The organism is Streptomyces sp. NPDC090442 (genome assembly GCF_044769405.1).
Classification (GTDB): Bacteria; Actinomycetota; Actinomycetes; order Streptomycetales; family Streptomycetaceae; genus Streptomyces.
Genome location: NZ_JBIVXW010000047.1, coordinates 38,661 through 56,802 on the forward strand (window position 1 = coordinate 38,661; position 18,142 = coordinate 56,802).

At 70.2% G+C, this 18,142-nt stretch carries 14 protein-coding genes and 3 tRNA genes; 15 read left to right on the forward strand and 2 right to left on the reverse strand.

All coding sequences use genetic code 11. The features are described 5' to 3' along the window. Nucleotides 1–35: 35 nt before the first annotated feature. Nucleotides 36–1,073: an ABC transporter permease gene (locus tag ACIQU6_RS28950; protein ID WP_403484633.1), complete on the reverse strand. Its 1,038-nt coding sequence runs from the start codon at nt 1,071–1,073 to the stop codon at nt 36–38. A gap of 488 nt (nt 1,074–1,561) precedes the next feature. On the opposite strand from ACIQU6_RS28950, the gene ACIQU6_RS28955 reads away from it, so the two are divergent. Then, nucleotides 1,562–2,344, forward strand: coding sequence for a hypothetical protein (locus tag ACIQU6_RS28955; RefSeq protein ID WP_403484634.1), 783 nt, complete (start codon nt 1,562–1,564; stop codon nt 2,342–2,344). 23 nt (nt 2,345–2,367) lie between these two features. Here ACIQU6_RS28955 and ACIQU6_RS28960 read toward each other — a convergent pair whose 3' ends face one another. Next, entirely contained in the window at nt 2,368–4,551 is a 2,184-nt protein-coding gene (locus ACIQU6_RS28960; protein ID WP_403484635.1) for a prolyl oligopeptidase family serine peptidase, read from the reverse strand. Nucleotides 4,552–4,784: 233 nt separating this feature from the next. Between ACIQU6_RS28960 and ACIQU6_RS28965 the strand changes: the two genes are divergently transcribed. The 14 genes from ACIQU6_RS28965 to ACIQU6_RS29030 all read left to right on the forward strand — a co-directional run bounded on the left by ACIQU6_RS28965 (nt 4,785) and on the right by ACIQU6_RS29030 (nt 18,135). Then, on the forward strand, nt 4,785–4,979 hold the full coding sequence (locus ACIQU6_RS28965; RefSeq protein WP_274913505.1) for a hypothetical protein: 195 nt from the start codon (nt 4,785–4,787) through the stop codon (nt 4,977–4,979). Nucleotides 4,980–5,088: 109 nt separating this feature from the next. Beyond that, nucleotides 5,089–6,057, forward strand: a complete 969-nt coding sequence (gene mshB, locus ACIQU6_RS28970) for an N-acetyl-1-D-myo-inositol-2-amino-2-deoxy-alpha-D-glucopyranoside deacetylase (protein WP_403484636.1) — start codon at nt 5,089–5,091, stop codon at nt 6,055–6,057. Beyond that, a complete protein-coding gene (locus ACIQU6_RS28975; RefSeq protein ID WP_403484637.1) occupies nt 6,054–6,587 on the forward strand; it encodes a DUF6113 family protein in 534 nt (177 codons plus the stop codon). The genes mshB and ACIQU6_RS28975 overlap by 4 nt, the downstream gene beginning before the upstream one ends. A gap of 492 nt (nt 6,588–7,079) precedes the next feature. Then, complete coding sequence (locus ACIQU6_RS28980) at nt 7,080–9,071, forward strand: hypothetical protein (RefSeq protein ID WP_403484638.1); 1,992 nt, start codon at nt 7,080–7,082, stop codon at nt 9,069–9,071. Nucleotides 9,072–9,246: 175 nt separating this feature from the next. Next, complete coding sequence (locus ACIQU6_RS28985) at nt 9,247–10,218, forward strand: ABC transporter ATP-binding protein (RefSeq protein ID WP_403484639.1); 972 nt, start codon at nt 9,247–9,249, stop codon at nt 10,216–10,218. Further along, nucleotides 10,215–10,952: an ABC transporter permease gene (locus tag ACIQU6_RS28990; protein WP_403484640.1), complete on the forward strand. Its 738-nt coding sequence runs from the start codon at nt 10,215–10,217 to the stop codon at nt 10,950–10,952. The genes ACIQU6_RS28985 and ACIQU6_RS28990 overlap by 4 nt, the downstream gene beginning before the upstream one ends. Continuing rightward, nucleotides 10,949–12,208, forward strand: a complete 1,260-nt coding sequence (locus ACIQU6_RS28995; protein ID WP_403484641.1) for a histidine kinase — start codon at nt 10,949–10,951, stop codon at nt 12,206–12,208. Before ACIQU6_RS28990 ends, ACIQU6_RS28995 begins: the two co-directional genes overlap by 4 nt. 214 nt (nt 12,209–12,422) lie before the next feature. Beyond that, nucleotides 12,423–14,027 (forward strand): recombinase family protein, encoded by a 1,605-nt coding sequence (locus ACIQU6_RS29000; RefSeq protein WP_403484642.1) that lies wholly within the window; start codon nt 12,423–12,425, stop codon nt 14,025–14,027. A gap of 218 nt (nt 14,028–14,245) precedes the next feature. After that, nucleotides 14,246–15,682: a phage/plasmid primase, P4 family gene (locus ACIQU6_RS29005; protein ID WP_403484643.1), complete on the forward strand. Its 1,437-nt coding sequence runs from the start codon at nt 14,246–14,248 to the stop codon at nt 15,680–15,682. Between the two features lie 282 nt (nt 15,683–15,964). Beyond that, nucleotides 15,965–16,041 (forward strand) — tRNA-OTHER (locus ACIQU6_RS29010). A 100-nt stretch (nt 16,042–16,141) separates the two neighbouring features. Then, nucleotides 16,142–16,209: transfer RNA gene (locus ACIQU6_RS29015), tRNA-His, on the forward strand. Nucleotides 16,210–16,214: 5 nt separating this feature from the next. Continuing rightward, nucleotides 16,215–16,289: transfer RNA gene (locus tag ACIQU6_RS29020), tRNA-Leu, on the forward strand. A 200-nt stretch (nt 16,290–16,489) separates the two neighbouring features. Then, complete coding sequence (locus ACIQU6_RS29025) at nt 16,490–16,693, forward strand: HNH endonuclease (protein ID WP_403484644.1); 204 nt, start codon at nt 16,490–16,492, stop codon at nt 16,691–16,693. Between the two features lie 545 nt (nt 16,694–17,238). Next, on the forward strand, nt 17,239–18,135 hold the full coding sequence (locus tag ACIQU6_RS29030; protein ID WP_403484645.1) for a class I SAM-dependent methyltransferase: 897 nt from the start codon (nt 17,239–17,241) through the stop codon (nt 18,133–18,135). The last annotated feature ends 7 nt before the right edge of the window (nt 18,136–18,142 follow it).

Here is an 18,142-nt window from a genome sequence, read left to right on the forward strand (position 1 = left end):
GCGCGGGGGTGACAGCTCCCCCGTCAAGAGGGCGATCAGCGCCCGGACTTGGGGTCGAAGGCGTCCCGTACCGAGTCCCCGAGCAGGTTGAAGCAGAGCACGAAGATCACCATCGCGGCGCCGGGGAAGAGAAGGTAGGTCGGGTCGTTCTCGTAGATCTGGCCGGCCGTCTTGAACAGTCGGCCCCAGTCGGGAGTGGGGTCCACGATGCCGACGCCCATGAAGGACAGGCCGGCCTCCGCCGTCACGAACAGCGGGAGCATGTAGGTGCTTTGCACGAGGATCGGGGTCACCACGTTGGGGAGCAGTTCCTTGGTGATGATGCGCCAGGGGGAGGCGCCGGTGATCCTCGCGGCCTCGACGAAGTCGCGCTCCCGTAGGGACATCACCTGGCCGCGCAGCAGACGGGCCAGACCCATCCACCCCAGCGCCCACTGCACGAGGATCAGCGCGATCACGCGGATATAGGTGGGGGTCTCGTCGCCCGGTGCCACGAAGAGCGCGATCACCGCGGGCATGAACGCCACGAACGTCAACTGGCTGGGGAAGGCGAGCAGGAAGTCGATCAGTCGGCCGACCCAGTAGTCGGTCCGACCGCCGAGGTAGCCGGCCGTGATGCCGATGATGGTGCCGGTGACGACCACCAGGATGGTGACCGCGAGCGAGATGCCCAGCGAAGTCCGCATGCCGTAGAGCAGGTTGGTGAACAGGTCGCGGCCGAGGCCCGGCTCGATGCCGAACCAGAAGTCGCTGGACATGCCGCCGTTGGGCCCTGCCGGGTAGCTGAACTCGTCCAGCAGGCTCGGGTCCTGGCCGCCGTAGAGCGTGTACGGGTCCTTGCCGTAGAGCGAGGCGATCACCGGGGCCAGGGCCGCGACGAGGAAGAAGGCGAGCACGACGATCGCGCAGATCATGCCCGTGCGGTCGCGCTTGAAGCGCGCCCACATCAACTGCCCGGGGGAACGGCCGACGAGCTCACCGCCCGTGCCCTTCTTCTTCTCCTTCTTCAGACCCTTGGGCGCAGGTCCTGGTGAATCAGACGTGCTTGCCGCGGTCTGGGATGGACTAGTCATCGCGAAGTGCCCCCGCGCCGAGTTCTCTTGGAACGTGAAGCGGCACCGGTCGCACCGCTGGATGAGCGCGACTTTCGCAAGTGGTTTACGGCGGAGTCAAGGGTATGAGGTGTGCTTGTGCACAGGTCGTCCGCTTCTTGAGCGAAGATTGCGCAGATCGTCGCCATGGCGTGCTTGACATGGGACCGTCATGTGCCGCATTTAGGACATCTCACCGTCAATCGCTTTAACACGCGGGCAACTTGACCGTCGCAACACCGATATACGGACGCGCCATGATGAACACCGTACGGCCGTGCGGGTGCCGTAGGTCGGTCGGGGACGCCAGCGGCGCCCCGGCCGACCGTCGTTTTGTGCGGCTTTCACGGTCTGGTTCCCGCCATGTCTGTTGTCCGACGGCTGAGATGGGAGTAGATCTGTGGTAGCGCCTTCGCGAACGCGGGGGCGCCGTGGGCCTCGTGGGTCACCGACGCGGACGGGGGCGGGTCGTGTCCACCATCCGGTCGTCCGATCTCACCCGGGGCGCCCGCCGTGCGGCGGTGGCGGCCGCTCTGCTGCTCACCGCCTCCGAGGCGGCCTGGCTCGTCCGGGACCTGGCCGTCGTGCGGCACCCCGTGGGCCTGTTGGGCGGGGAACCCGGGGCGGCAACGGCGGTGTACGACCCCCTGCTTGCGGCGACCGGGCTCGCGGCCGCCCGCACGGCGCGGCGCGGCGACGGCGCCGGGCGCGCTGCTGTCCCTGGCGGCCGCCACCGCGCTGCTGCGCCTGCCGGTGCTGTGGCTGCCGGACCCGCCGCCGGGCGGCTCGGCGCGCCGACGGGTCCGGGCGCGGGCGGCCACCCGGCCGCGCCGGTGGGCGACTTCGCCCCCGGGGCGGTGCTGCGGACCCCGCCGCACTGGACGGCCCTCGCGCTGCTCCTGCTGGCCGCGATCGCCGGAACGGCCGCGCTGCGCCGGGCGTCGTGGTCCCGGCCGGCCGCCCTGACGGCCGGGGCCCTGCTGCTCGGCCACGGCGTCGCCGGGCTCGCCGCCGCCGTGCGGAGCGGCACGCTCGCCCACCTGGTCGCGGCGCCCGCGCCCGCCCGACTCGCCCTCGTCGCGACCGTGCTGCTCGCCGTCTGCGGGCTCGGCGCGCTGTGCGCGGCGGCCCTGCCCGGGGTGCCGGACGACGCCGGGGGCGGGCGCCGGCCGGTGGCCTACGGCGACGGGCCGGACGCGGCGCGCCCGCGCAACGCCCCGCCGCCGCCCTCGGCGCCCCCGCCGGGCTGGTGAGCCGGCGCCGCGGGGGGCCGCCCTCAGGCGATCCCCAACGAGCGCTTGAGGAAGTCCACTTGGAACAGCAGCAGGTTCTCCGCCACCTGCTCCTGGGAGGCCATATGCGTCACCCCCGTCAGCGGCAGCACCTCGTGCGGTCGGCCGGCCGCCAGCAGTGCGGAGGAGAGCCGCAGGGAGTGCGCCACCACCACGTTGTCGTCCGCCAGGCCGTGCACGATCAGCATCGGGCGGTGCGGCTCCACCGCGCCCGACAACCCCCCGTCCGTCACCAGGGAGTTGCGCGCGTACACCTCCGGCTCCTCGGCAGGGTGGCCCAGATACCGCTCCTGGTAGTGGGTGTCGTAGAGCCGCAGGTCGGTGACCGGCGCCCCCACCACCGCGGCGTGGAAGACGTCCGGCCGGCGCAGCGCGGCCAGGCCCGCCAGATAGCCGCCGAACGACCAGCCGCGGATCGCCACCCGCGTCAGGTCCAGGGGGAAGGCGTCGGCCAGCGCGGTCAGCGCGTGCACCTGGTCCTCCAGGGTCACCGACGCCAGGTCCCGGGAGACCGCCTTCTCCCAGGCGGGGGAGCGGCCCGGGGTGCCCCGGCCGTCCGCCACGATCACCGCGAAGCCCTGGTCGGCGAACCACTGGGAGGTCAGATGGGCGTTGTGCGCGGCGACCACCCGCTGGCCGTGCGGGCCGCCGTACGGGTCGAGCAGCACCGGCAGCGGACCGTCGCTCTCCGTATGACCGGTGGGCAGCAGCACCGCGCACGGGATGCGGCGCTCGCCGGCGAGCACCAGCCGCGGCCGGGCGACGAGATGGGGCGTCTCGGCATGCGAACCGATGACGGCCAGGGTCTTCTCGGCGCCGTCCGGATCCAGCCGCACCACCTCCGAGACGGCACCCGGCCGCTCCAACGACGCCTGGGTCAGCACCATCAGCGGCCCGCTGCGCACCGCCGAGGACACCGTCGGATACGGCCGCTCGCCGACCCGCTCCCAGGCGGTCAGGGCGGGGGAGACGCCCCCGCCCTCCTGGCCGCCGCTGTGGAACCACGCCCGATAGACGCCGATGTCGTGCAACTCCGGCCCGCTGGCGGCGAACAGGACGTCGTCCTCGCCGATGTCCAGCACCGCCCGGACGTGCAGCGGCTCCCCGGTCAGCGGCCGGTCGCCGACGAACAGCCTCCGGGCGCCGCCCTCGTCGGCGATCCGCACCAGCCGGCCGTCGGGCGTCCAGCCCGGCGCCCCGGGGAACGGCTCGACCCACACCTCGTCCTGGTCCTCGTGCAGCACGGCGGTCTCGCCCGTCTCCGGGTCGACCGTCAGATAGCGCTGGGCCCGTTGGTCCCGGGTCTGCACCAGGAGCAGCGGCGGGCCGGCCGCCGACCAGTGGACGCGGGCCAGGTACGGATAGCGCGCGGTGTCCCAACGGACGTCCGTGCGGGCGCCGTCCAGCCCGAAGAAGGCCAGGGAGACCTCGGCGTTGGCGGTGCCGGCGGCCGGATACGGCACCTGGGCGGGTGCCCGGTCCGGGTGCGCGGGGTCGGCGATCCACCAGCGGGCCACCGGCGACTCGTCGACCCGGGCGGCCAGCAACCGGTCGCTGTCGGGGGACCACCAGAAGCCGCGGTGGCGGCCCATCTCCTCGGCCGCGATGAACTCGGCCAGCCCCCAGGTGACATCGGGCCCTTCGGGCTCCGCCAGCGCGCGGTCCGCGGCCGCGCCGGCGTCCCCGCCGCCGTCCGCCGCGACGACCCGCAGCGCGCCGCCCGACACATAGGCGACATGGCGGCCGTCGGGGGCCGGGCGGGGGTCCACCACCGGGCCGGCCGCGGGGAGTTCGCGGGTGGTGCCGGCCCGCAGCTCGGAGACGAACAGCCGCCCCGAGAGCGCGAAGGCGGCCAACTCCACGGCGGCGTCCACCGCGTAGCCGACGATGCCCGCCGAGCCCTCGCGGCTGCGCTCGCGGCGCGCCCGCTCCTCGGGCGGCAGGTCCTCCTCCGCGCCGGCCAACAGGGCGCCCGGGTCCGCGGCGGTGAACTCCCGTCCACCGTCCAGCTCCAGGACCCAGAGCTGCTGGCTGCGGTCGGTGCCGGTGGCGGAGCGGAGGAAGGCGACGCGGGCGCCGTCGGGGGCCACGGCGAAGGCGCGCGGGGCGCCGAGCGTGAAGCGCTGCGTGCGCGCCGAGTGCCGGGGGAAGGGAAGCTGTCCGGTCATGTGCCGAGCCTACGGCGGCAGCGGCCGCGGCGGGTGGGACTGTGGAAAACGGCGTGCGCCCCCATCGTGCTCCGGTGCACCGACTTATGCGCAACGACGGAAAGTTATGATCCCATGCGCGTAGGGGGTGCGGGGTACAAGAGCCCTTGGCATACCCGGGTACGTCGTGCTGTCCGTTTGGCTCACGTACCGTCAACCCTGTCCGGACCATGCGTACTTGGAGGTGGGCCGCCGTGGCACTCTCGATTTCGGCGGTGGTGCTGCTGGCGATCATCGTCTTCTTGTTGATCAGGAAGTCCGGGCTGAAGACGTTGCATGCCTTCGTCTGTATGCTGCTCGGCTTCTATCTGGCCAGCTCGTCCGTAGCCCCGACGATCAAGAGCCTGACGACCAACGTCGCGGGGATGATCGGCGGCATCAAGTTCTGAGCCGCTGACCGTCCCAGTCGGCCCGCCCCGGCCACGGCCCCGGCGGGCCCCGGGACGATCGTGCAGAGCGGCTGCCGGGGGCGCCGCGGCCGGCTCGTAGGCTGTCGGCATGACCTCCCACCCGCCCGCGGGGCGCAGCGACGCTCCCAGTCGCCGCCTCCTCCTGGTGCACGCGCACCCGGACGACGAGTCGATCAACAACGGCGCCACCATGGCCAGGTACGCGGCCGAGGGCGCCCGGGTCACGCTGGTGACCTGCACCCGCGGCGAGGAGGGCGAGGTCATCCCGCCCGGGCTCGCCCACCTGGCACCGGACCGCGACGACACCCTGGGCCCGTACCGCGTCCGCGAGCTGGCCGACGCGATGGCCGCCCTCGCCGTCACCGACCACCGCTTCCTCGGCGGCCCCGGCCGCTACCGGGACTCCGGGATGATGGGCGCGCCCCAGAACGACCGGCCGGGCTGCTTCTGGCGGGCCCCCGTGGACGAGGCGGCGGCCCACCTGGTGGCCGTCATCCGGGAGGTCCGCCCCCAGGTCCTGGTCACCTATGACCCGAATGGCGGATACGGGCACCCCGACCACATTCAGGCCCACCGCGTTGCGATGCGGGCCGCGGAGCTGGCCGCGCGGGCGGACTTCCGCCCGGACCTCGGCGGCGCGTATGCGATCGAAAAGATTTACTGGAACTGCAACCCCCGCTCCGAGGTCGAGGCCGGTCTGGCCGCGGTGGCCGCCGCCGAGCACGGCTTCGCCGGGGTCGCGGCGGTGGACGAGGTCCCCGGTGTGGTGCCGGACGACGCGGTCACCGCGACGCTCTCCGGTGCGGGCGAATACGCGGACGCGAAGGCTGCGGCGATGCGCGCGCACGGGACGCAGATCGTGGTCGACGGGGCGTTCTTCGCGCTCTCCAACGACCTGGGCCAGCCGCTGTTCGGTACGGAGCACTACCGGCTGGTGCACGGGAAGTCCGGCGCGGCCGACGGGGAGCGCGAGGACGATCTCTTCGCGGGGATCTTGGAGTCGGCCGGTTCGACGGGGGCGCCCGAGCGCGCCCGACGTGAGGAGGCGGCGGAATGACGACGTCGAAGGGCGGCGGGACCGCGGCACGGCGCGGCCCCCACAAGGGCGGCGCCGACGCGGACAAGGGCCAGCGGACCAGGGCGTCCGGTGGCGGCGCGGCGGCGCGCGGTGGAGCCCCCGCGGCACCACCGGGCGGGGCCTCCGCGAGCGCACCGTTGACGCCGGGCCGGGTGGGCGTCTACGTCCTGCTACTGGTGGCCGGTGTCCTGGTCGCGCTCGCCGGCACGCTCGTCCAAGCGGCCTGGTTCCCGGGCGGGTTGCTGCTGGCGCTGGCCGGAATCGGTACCCTCTTCCACGGGGGCGCCAGGGCGACCGGGACCGCGGGCGGGGTGCTGGTGCCCGGCGCGGCCTGGCTGGTGACGGTGTTCCTGCTGATCAGCGACGTCCGGCCGGAGGGCGACTTCCTGTTCGGGCCGGGGCTCGGCTCGTACGCCTTCCTCCTGGGCGGCATCGTGATCGCTGTGATCTGCGCCACCGCTCACCAGTTCCGCGCTACCGCCGCGCCCCGTGGCCGAGTTGGCGGATGACGCGGCCCATATCGGGGCGTGCGCCGGGCAGTTACGGGCGGCCGGCCCCGATGCCGGCGTCACGGCCGATGCGGCGGTCTTGCCGCGCACTCGGAGTGCCGGACGGCGGCGGACAGTATGGTGGTGCGCGCCGCCGCGCCGCCCTGGGGGCGCCCCTCCCGCTGACGCTGGAGACTCCCCGCCCGGCCTTCAGGTCGGGGGATCATGTCTGACGAGCGGCGGAGCCAACCGGGAGAACCTGCTTTGAGTCGTGAATCTGACAGTTCGTCCTCCGGCCCTCGGGGCCGTGGCGGAGCCGTTTACCCGTCGGGGACACCGCCCTACGGCTCGCCCAGGGGAGAAGCCGGCGAGGCGTCGGCGCCCGGATCCGCGGACCGGCCGGAGGAGCCCAAGACCGAGACCACGCTGACGACGCGGATCAAGATCAATATCCCGGGGTCCCGCCCCATCCCGCCGGTCGTCGTGCGCAAGCCCGTCGGTGAGGAGTCCGGCATGAACGCATCGGCTGCATCCGGCGGTTCCGCCGGCGGCTCCGGTTCCCCGGGGACGTCCCGTCCTGCCTTCGGTGGCGAGCGCGCCGCCGAGCGGACGGCGGAGACGCCGCGCCCGGAGGCCGCGGCGGGCGAGGCACCCGCCACCCCGAAGGAGAAGACGACCAGCGACTGGTTCTCGCCGCGCAAGCCCCAGGGGCCGGCCGGTGGGCAGTCCTCCACCACGGGCACCCACCAGGTGCCGGGGGCGCCGGCAGCGGCGGCGGGCGGCCCGTCCACCCCGCAGCGCCCGGACCTCCCGTACTTCTCGGACGCCCCGGCGGCGGCCTCCGGGCCCGTCCCGCAGGGCGGCGGCACGCCCTTCGACGGCGCCCGCGGCCACACCGCCTCGCCCTACGAGAACGACCCGCTGGGCGGCGACCCGCTGGGCAACGACCCGTTGGGCAAGGACCCGCTGGGTGGCGATCCCCTGGGCGGCGACCCCTTCGGCGGCGACGCGCCCGGTGGCGACCCGCTGGCCGGCCCCTCCCCGTTCGACGGCGGTCGGCGCGCCGAGGCGTCGCCCTTCGACGGCGGCCCGCGCGGCGACTCGCCGTTCGACGCCCCGGCGCAGCCCGCCGCCGACCGCAGCCCGTTCGACGGCCCGCAGGCCCCCAGCGGCCCGACGGCCGGCCCGGCGCGCGGCGACTCCGCGCTCGACCTCCCGCCCGGATTCAGCGACCCCAGCGCGGGGAAGAGCGCCGCCGGCCGGCTGAGCGACGACACCGCCGAGCTCACCCCGCAGCCCCCGGCCGGCGCCGGCCCCGGCATCGCGGGCGGCCCCCGACAGGACAAGGGCGCCCGGCCCGGCCCCAAGGGCGGCCCGCGCAGCGGCGGCCCCGTTGGCCAGGTGTCCGGCGACACCCTGGTCGGCGGGATCCCCAAGGTCCCCGGGAAGGACGGTCCGAAGACCGCCACCCCGTTCGCCGCGGCGCCCGGCAGCGCCGAGGAGAGCGCGGCCGCCAAGCCCCGCCCCAAGATCCCCGAGCCGATCAACCCGCCCAAGAAGGGCCGCAACAAGCTGGTGCTCCTCGGCGTGGCTGTGGTTGTCCTGGCCGGCGTCGCCTACGGTGCCGGGTTGCTGCTCGACCACGCCGACGTGCCGAACAACACCACCGCGCTCGGCGTGGACATCGGCGGCACCTCCAAGGACGACGCGGTCAAGAAGCTGGAGACGGCCCTCAAGGACCGCCGCACCGCACCGCTGAAGATCACCGTCGACGGCAAGTCCGAGAGCCTGCTGCCCGCCCGGGCCGGCCTGGACGTCGACCTCCAGGCGACGGTCCGCAACGCGGCCGGCCGGGACTACAACCCGGTCTCCGTCATCGGCTCGCTCTTCGGCGTCAAGCGCACCGCCCAGCCCGCGGTGATCGCCGACAAGGAGAAGCTGGGGGTCGCGCTCCAGAACGTGACCGGCCCGGCGGACGCCACCGCCGACGGCGGGATCACGTTCGAGAACGGCAAGGCGGTGCCGCACTACGGCGCGCCCCACAAGGCGATCGACGCCGCGGCCTCCGAGAGCAAGATCACCGACGCCTACCTCAACCGCGTCAGCACCGGCAGCGACGCCCCCGTGGTGCTCGCCGCCACCACCCAGCAGCCCAAGGTCAGCAAGGCCGCGGTGGACAAGGCGCTCAAGCAGTTCGCCGAGCCGGCGATGTCCGGGCTGATCACGGTGCGGACGGACCCCCAGCACGCGGTCTCCTTCAGCCCGCAGAAGTCCATCCCGAAGTTCTTCTCCTTCAAGATCGTGAGCGGCGAGCTGGTGCCCTTCTACGACCGGACGGCCCTCAAGGAGCTCTACGGGACCACTTTCGACGGCGTCATGGTGACCAAGGGGGACGGCAGCAAGCACCCGGTCAGCGTCGAGGAGGTGGCCGGCGCGGTGGGCAAGGCGCTGCAGGGCAGCACCCCCGCCGAGCGCGTCCAGACCATCGCGACCAACGGCAACTGACGGCCGGGATCTCCGCTTCCCGACCGCCGTATCCTCAACACCAGCAGGTCAGAGGCCCTCTGGGGAGAGTCCTCCGGGATTCCCCCTAGGGGGCCTCACCCATGACATCTGTCATGCCGCTTTGCGGACACCTGACACTGCCGGACCGCACCGCCGATCGAGGAAGCTGAGTGCCATGACGACGACAGCGACCACCACACTCACCGCCGCGCGGGACGCGGGCCGGGCCCCGGTGGTCAGCTTCCAGGGGGTCAGTAAGAGTTACGGCGCGGTGCGCGCGGTGGCCGACCTCCACCTGGAGCTGCACCCCGGCGAGACCGTCGCCCTCCTCGGCCCCAACGGCGCGGGCAAGTCCTCCACCCTCGACCTCCTCCTCGGCCTGCGCACCCCGGACACCGGCGAGGTCTCCCTCTTCGGCACCACCCCGCAGCGCGCCATACAGGAGGGCAAGGTCGGCGCGATGCTCCAGAGCGGCGGCCTGATGGAGGGCGTCAAGGTCCGCGAGCTGGTCCGGCTCGCCCGCGATCTGCACCCGCGCGGCTATTCCGTGGACCAGGTCATGGCCACCGCCGGCATCACCGACATCGCGGACCGGCTCGTCGGCAAGCTCTCCGGCGGCCAGGAGCAGCGGGTGCGCTTCGCCCTCGCCACCGCCGGTGCCAACGACCTGATCGTGCTCGACGAGCCCACCACCGGCATGGACGTCTCCTCCCGGCAGACCTTCTGGGGCGCCATGCGCCGCCAGGCCGACGAGGGTCGCACGGTCCTCTTCGCCACGCACTACCTCGAAGAGGCCGACGAGATAGCCGACCGCGTGATCGTGCTGCACCGCGGCCGGGTACTGGCCGACGGCACCTCCGCCGAGATCAAGGCCCGGGCCGGCGCCCGCCGGATCACCTTCGACCTGGACGAGCTGCCCGACCGCAGCGCGCTGGAGGCCCTGCCGCACCTGACGTCCCTGACCGTGTCCCACAGCGGCTCCGCCGCGGGCGCCGCGCGCACCGTCCGCATCCAGTCACAGGACGCCGACGCCACCGTGCACGCCCTCTACGGCCTCGGTCTCTACCCGCGCAACCTCGAAGTCTCCGGCCTCGGCCTGGAGCAGGCGTTCATCGCCATCACCACCGCCGAGGAGGCGGCCCGATGACCACTCTGATCAAGCTGGAGATCCTCCGCGCGCTGCGGAACAAGAAGTTCATGTTCTTCTCGGTGATCTACCCGCCGGCGCTCTACCTCCTCATCGCCGGCGGCGCCGACAACAAGCCGCTCACCGGCACCGGCCTCACCATGGGCCTCTACTACATGGTCTCGATGTCCGCCTTCGGTGCCATGACGGCCGTCCTGCTCGGCAACAGCGAGCGGATAGCCAAGGAGCGCGAGCAGGGCTGGGTGCGCCAGCTCCGCCTGACCGCGCTGCCCGGCCGGGGCTATGTCGCCGCGAAGATAGCCGCCGCGGCGACGGTCAGCCTGCCTTCGATCCTGCTGGTCCTGATCGCCGGCGCGGTCGTCAAGGACGTCCGGCTCGAAGCCTGGCAGTGGCTCGCCATCGCCGTCGGCACCTGGCTCGGCAGCTTCGTCTTCGCCGCCCTGGGCGTCGCCATCGGCTACGTGGCCACCGGCGACGCGGTCCGCCCGGTCTCCATGCTCTGCTTCTTCGCGCTGGCCTTCCTCGGCGGACTGTGGATGCCGATGACGCTGCTGCCACAGTGGGTGCAGAACATCTCCGAATGGCTCCCGACGCACGCCTACGCGGCGCTGGGCACCGCCGTCGAGGCCGGCGGCGCCCCGCACGTCAAGGACGTGGCCATCCTGCTGGGCTACCTCATCCTCTTCGTGGGCGGTGCGGCCTGGCTGTACCGCAAGGACACGCGAAAGGCATGAGACCGGTGAAGACGACGAGCGTGGCGGACGACCGCAACCCGGTGCTGATCGGGCAGCGGCCGCGCAGTCGCCGCCAGGCCGTCGGCAAGTCGATGTGGATCGCCATCTGGCTGCTCTACCTCGCCGGCCCGGTGGCCGAGCTCACCAACCGCGGCTTCAGCACCGGCCAGCGGATATGGGGCGTCGTCGGCCTCACGCTCTTCGTCCTCGCCTACGCCCTCCTGGTCTTCCGCCACATGCTGCGGAAGCCGCCGCTCGCCCTCCGGTACACCCCGCTGATCGTGATGGTGCTGCTGTCCGTCCTCCTGACCTGGACGCTGGGCTACTCCTGGCTGGTGCTGTTCATCTTCACCAGCGTGGCCTCCGCGGTGGTCCTGCCCTGGCAGCGCTCCCGCTGGGTCATCCCGCTCATCACCGCGGTGCTGATCGCCGTCGGCATCCGCTATCCGGAGATACGCAACTACTACCTCTTCGCCTACGCGCTGCCCGCCCTCGGCAGCGGCTTCGTGATGGTCGGCGTGCAGAACCTGGTCCGTACCACCCAGGAGCTGCGGGCCGCCCGGGAGGAGGTCGCCCGCCTCGCCGCCAACGAGGAGCGCCTGCGGCTCGCCCGCGATCTGCACGACCTCCTCGGGCACTCGCTCTCGCTGATAACGCTCAAGAGCGAGCTGGCCGGGCGGATGCTGCCCGGCCGCCCCGACGACGCCGCCAAGCAGGTCGCCGACATCGAGCGGGTCAGCCGCCAGGCCCTGGTCGACGTCCGCGAGGCGGTCACCGGCTACCGCCGCCCTCGCCTGGCGGTGGAGCTGGCCGGCGCCCGCGCCGCGCTGCGCACCGCCCAGATCGCGCTCACCGTCGACGCGTCGCTGGAGGAGGAGCACCGCGGGCTGACCGACGACACCGAGGGCGCCCTGGCCTGGGCGCTGCGCGAGGCGGTCACCAACGTCGTCCGGCACAGCGGCGCCCGCCGCTGCGAGCTGCTGCTCACCGAGGAGTGGGAGGCCGACGAGCGCCGCTACGTCTGCCTGACCGTGGCCGACGACGGGGACGGCCCGTCCCGCGCCCAGCACGACGGCAACGGCCTCGCCGGCCTGCGCGAGCGGCTGGCGCTCACCGACGGCTACTTGGAGACCGGCCAGGCTCCCCGCTCCGGCGGCTTCGTGCTGCGGGCTTTCGTCCCGCTGCGCGCCCCGTCCCCGGACGGCCCGATACCCGCGCCGGACAGCTCCCCGGAGCCGGTGAACGGCCCCGCCTGAGGGGCGGGCCCCGCCGGGTCCACCCCGCTGCCCCGCACGCGGACTCCCGGCCGCCGTGCCCGCGTCGGGCCGTAAGCTGGCCCGCATGATCAGACTGCTGCTGGCGGAGGAGGAGTGAACCCTTAGACACCTTGCGCTGACCAGCGGTTTTGCTGGAAACCCTTGCGTTCTAGGTGCTTCCAAAGGGGCAACGCCTACCGGGAGCGCACTGATCATGACCGATGAGCACGTCTGCACCATCTGCGGGAAGACCGAACCGAACGCAATCGACCTGTACACACGGAAGTCCAAGAAGCTCCGCAAGGACGACCACCGCAGGGAACAGAGCACTGACGCCCAGCAGGAACAAGGCCACCGCTGGGCCCACCGCAACGGCTACGCCGTCCGCAAAGTCTGGACAGACATACAGAGCGCCTTCAAAGACGTGAAGCGCTCCGACTTCGACCGCGCGTTGCGTGCCTTGGCCACGGGAGAGGTACCCGCGCTGTGGTGTTACCTCATCGACCGGTTTAGCCGCCGCGGCGCCGAAGACCTTCTCAAGGTCATCGGGAAGGCACGAGTTGTCTTCGAACTGGACGGCCTCGACTCCAGCGAACCGCGTGACCGGCGCTGGATCATCAATCGCGCTGAAGAGGCACGCGAGTACAGCGAGAACCTTTCCAAGCGAGTACGCGACACCAAGGAAGACCAACGCGACGCCGGCCGTTGGGTCGCGGGACGCGCCCCTTGGGGATACATCGTCTCCCGTGACCGCATCTTGTCGCCGGACGAGACTCCGTATGTCTGCCACCTTGCGACGCGAACTGAATGGACACGCGCCGGACTGCTGCGGGAGATGTTCCGGAAGATCGCTGAAGAGTACGCATCAACTCTTAGCGTCTGCCGTTGGCTTGACGGCATGGGGATTCCGTCGCCAGGCGGCAAATCGTGGGGCTTCGCCTACGTGCACCGGATGACCCGCAACCCTGCTTACTCGGGGACTCAGGTGATCCAGATACGTCCTGGCCACCCGGAGCCCTACCGCAACAGCGCCGGAAAGGTCGTACACCTCAAGGTCAACGGCGGGGCGCTGGTCACCCCGGAGCGGCAGCGTGCTGCACGTACGGCACTATCCAAGGGACACGTAATCCCCGAGGGAACCCGGTCTAAGTCCACCCGCGCGAAGCACCTTCTTACCGGTCTGCTGCGCTGTGCTGGCTGTGGTCGGTCCGTGTCCATGGGAGGGCGCGCGTACTTGTGTCAGGCAGCGACCGGCGGAACGGGGTGCCCGTCCATCGCGTCAGCTAAGAAGCACTCCATTGAGGAATTCGTCTTTCAAGCGTGGCTTGCCCGGCTTACCCACGCTGACACCGATGATCCGATCATGCTCGCCGTCTCTGAGCGCTGGACGGCCCGCATGAGGCCCGAGGAGACGGAGGAGGAACAGGCAGCGCGGGCGGCACTGCGCGCCGCTGAGGCGGGTTTGAAGCGACTCCTTGATGACCGCCAGGCTGGTGTCTACGACGGCGCGGCGGCGCGGTACTTCGGCCCGCTGCTGCGTGAGGCCAACGAAGCAATTGAAGCCGCCCGTGCAGAACTCAGCACGTACAACGGTGGTGGCACGGTTCAACTTCCGTTCCGCTCCGCCAGCTTGGACGCGCTGACGGCTGCATGGGATGCCGCATCACTGCCCATGAAGCGGGACCTTCTTCGGTTGGCGATAGACCGGATCACGGTGCGCAGAGCGCCGCGCCAAGGTGTCCGGTTCAACGGCCACGAACGACTTGACATCGAGTGGGCGCAACCCACCCAGCAACAGGACTGCGAAAAAGCTGCGTAAGCGCATCTAGAGCGCCACGACAGAGAGCCCTGGCGAAACCCCTGCCGGGGCTTTCTCATGCCCGCAGACGGCCATACAGACGGTCCAGACACGCGGTACGCGGGGAACCGTCCCGCTCCGGACGTACTGAGGGGCACGAGGGAGCGGCCGACACGGCAGCAACCACCAACAACACCCCCAACCGACGCACGCCAACACGACGAAACGGGGGAGTCCTGATGACTACCGACCCCATATGGAAGGGCCGACTCAGCCGGGGGGCCGACGGCATCCGGCACGTTGACTACGCGCGTTACTGCGCCGAACGCTTCGACGGCCGCCTCCGCTTCTCCCCACACATGGGCTGGCTCCAGTGGAACGGCAACGCATGGACAATCGGGCACAAGCAGGCGCCCGCCATGGACGGCATTACCACCGTTAGCGACGACATGCTGAAGGAGGCAGGCGAGACCGGCAACGAGTGGCTAGCGGAGGCCGCCATGAACCTCCGCCGCACCCACCACCGCAGGCACATCGCGGGAGAACTAGAGGCACTGCCAGAACTGCATGTGGCGGCTGACGAGTTGGACGCATACCCTCACCTACTCACCTTCGCCAACGGGATTGTCAATCTCTACACCGGCGAGATTCGCGACGCGTACCCCGAGTGCCTGCTCACCAAGGCGGCACCGACCAACTACCGGCCCGACGCGCAGTGCCCCCAGTGGGAACAGTTCCTCGCCGACGTGTTCCCCGACCAACCCGAGGTCATCGACTACATGCAAACGCTCCTCGGGTACGCCATCACCGGAGAAAACCGCGAACACGCCTTCGCTGTCTGGTTCGGCAACAAGGGCCGCAACGGCAAGGGCACCATCATCCGCGCCCTGAAGAAGGTGTTCGGCCCGGACCTCGTCAAGGACGTTGACTTCAGCGTCTTCGAGCGCGGAGGCGCCGCACACACAGAAGACATTGCCCGGATGCGAACGGCCCGCATCGTCACAGCATCCGAAGGCAGCGAGGGCACCCCGATGAATGACGAGCTGCTGAAACGCCATGCAGGCGGCGACTCCATCCAGGCACGACACCTCTACCGCGAAACATTCGAGTACGTGCCCAAGTACCTCATTGTCCTACTCTCCAACTACCTGCCGCAGTTCCAGAGTCAGGGCGCGGCGATCTGGTCACGCGTGCGGGCAGTCGAGTTCACCCAGAGTTTCGAGGGCCGGGAAGACCGCACCCTCGATGACCGACTCGCCGCAGAGGCGGAGGGCATTGCGGCCTGGTGCGTACGCGGCGCCATGCGCTACTACGCGGAAGGGCTCAAGTCCCCTGAGGCGGTGAGCGAGACAACCCGCAAGCACAAGGAGGCCGTCAACCCCCTTAGCCCGCTCATTGACGATCTCTTCGTCTACGACGCGGACGCGAGGGTGCCGCGTGCGGCGTTCAACTCAGCTCTCAAGGAGTGGAAGGACGCCAACGGCATAGCCCGGAACCGGTTCACGCCCCAGTTCACCAAGCTCCGACTCGGGGAAGCCGGCGTGCAAGAGGTCAAGATCGAGGGGTGCTGGTACTTGACCGGTATCCGACTCACCCCGGAGTACGGTGGCACGCCTGCCGTCCCCGACTCCCCCGCCTCCCTCGACGTGGGTAGGAGCATCTTCGGCAACGGCTGACATGAACGAACGGGGCAAAAAGTTGCCCCTTCCTGAAAACCCCTTACACGTATGGAGGGGTTTGCAGAGAGGGGCAACTTTTTGCCCCGCCGTGGCGGAGACGGCGCCCTATCGCCACGTGACCGGGCCCACGGCAGGTACCGCCGCAACTGGGGCCGGCGCATCCGTTCCAAGGCAACCGTCCCGCTCTAGTAAGGGCAGAGACGGGGCGGTTACCGCGCACCCTCACCATGCGGCCGTACGGCCACGAACACGGCGGACTGAGTCCACCCCGTCTCTCTACGGCCAGTAGCTCAAGTGGTAGAGCACGCCCGATGCACTTCCGGGCTCTGATGCGGGTTCGAGTCCCGCCCGGCCGGCTAGCGCGTGAAAACTCCCGTGTGGGACGAGTAGCGCGCTTACAGGGCTCGCCCCGGTGATCCCTTGGCGTGGCGGGTAGCTCCCGCGGAAACGCCTAAAGCGTCTGTAGTTCAGCGGCCCAGAACTCCCCGTGTGGGGCGACGCCGGTTCGAATCCGGCCGGACGCAAGCTAGCCCGCCTAGCCCAACTGGCAAGAGGCACCGCTCTTAGAAAGCGGGTGTTCCCGGTTCGAGTCCGGGGGCGGGCACGCAGGGCACCGCATCACGTGATGCGGTGGTCAGCTCTGAGGGGGTGCCCATGCGGGTTCGCTGCATTGAATGCCCCGAGTGGGCAACTCACCGTGGGCGGTGCGACGTTCACCACCAGGCGTACGAGGACAGTGGTCCCCGTAGGGCCCATCGTAGGCGCCGCGCGGCCATAGCTCGGGGCAGCGATGCGGCAGCGCTCATGCGCAAGGCAGTACGCAAGGCCGGCTACGTTCGATGCGCTACGTGCCGAATGCAGTTCCTTCCGTCTGCCGTGGACGTGGACCACATAACGCCCCTGTCTCAAGGGGGTGAGGACGTGCCGGACAACGTGCAGATCCTTTGCCGTCCGTGCCACAAACTGAAGACCCGGCAGGACTTTGGAACGGGGGCCCCTCCGTTCTGACCCCGGGCATACGGGGGTGAGTGGGGGCATGGGGGCTAGCGGGGGATGGGCAGGGAGCACGCGGCAAGAACGCCTACCTGTTGACTGGCGGTCGCGTCGTGCGCATGTGTTGCAGCGCGATCAGTGGCTATGTCAGTGGGTACGTGCGGATACCGGTGCCCTGTGTGGGTTGCTCGCTACTGACGTTGACCACATCGAACCCGGAAACAATCACGCTCCTGAGAATCTACAAGCGCTTTGCCGCTTTCATCACGCGAGAAAGTCGGCGCGTGAAGGTGCGAACGCTGCGAACTCTAAGCGTCAAAGACGCGAACGAAAGCGTGAAAGTCACGGATCAGCACGAACGCAAATGTTGAATTCTTCGCGTGAAATGCGAAGCGGGGAAAGTGATGCTGACGCCGGTTAGTGAATTCGTGCGTTGAGGGTGGGGGGGGGGACCCCCCTTTGTTCTGTCCCCGAGCCGGGGGCCAATAGCAGACCTGTCCGTGTACGGGTCTGGGGGTTTTTATATTACACCTGAGCTAGGTGTGTAGGTAGGGGGCAGTGTGAATGAGGGGGCGATTCCCGGAGTCTTTCCGTTCTCAGTGCTACGGAGCGACCTGGGGGCGTGGAGGGAACGGCAACGGGCATGGCGTGACTTCGGCCTGGCGGGCGAGTCGGGACGGGAACACGTTGTCACGATCGGCAAGAACGGGGGGCGATTCGCCGAGGACATGAAGCGCCAGATGCCCGGAGTAGCGGGTAAGGCGTCGATCTTCGATCCTGTGCTCACGGAGGCGTGCTACACGTGGTATTGCCCCGAGGGCGGGCGCATTCTTGACCCTTTCGCGGGCGGTCCCGTGCGTGGGCTGGTTGCCGGGAACGGGGGCTACCAGTACACGGGTATCGATCTGTCCCCGGTGCAGGTAGACGTGAACGAGGAGAACGCGGCGGATTGGCGTGCGCGCGACCTTCTAGTTAGCCCCCCGCGGTGGATTCTTGGAGATTCGAGCGAGGTACTGTCATCTCTTCCAGATGGCGGGTTTGACTACGTGTTCACGTGCCCTCCTTACCACAATCTAGAGCGCTACTCGGATCACCCGGCGGACCTATCCGCGATGCGCTGGACGGACTTCGAAGAGACGTACCGGAAGATCATTTCTGAATCGGTGCGCTGCCTCGCTGACGACTCTTTTTGCACATGGGTTGTTGGGGAGGTGCGGGCATCTACCGGGATGTTGCGCGGGCTCATCCCTTTGACTATTGCGGCCCATGAGGATGCCGGGGCGCGCTTTTACAATGACGGAATCCTTTTGAATCAGATCGGCACTACTGCGATGCGTCTTCAAAACCAGTGGCGCCCTTCGCGGAAGGTCGGCCGGCACCATCAGTACGTGTTGACGTTCGTCAAGGGGAATCCGAAGCGGGCAACGGCGAAGCTCCCGACGCCCGATAGGTACTAGATGTGAG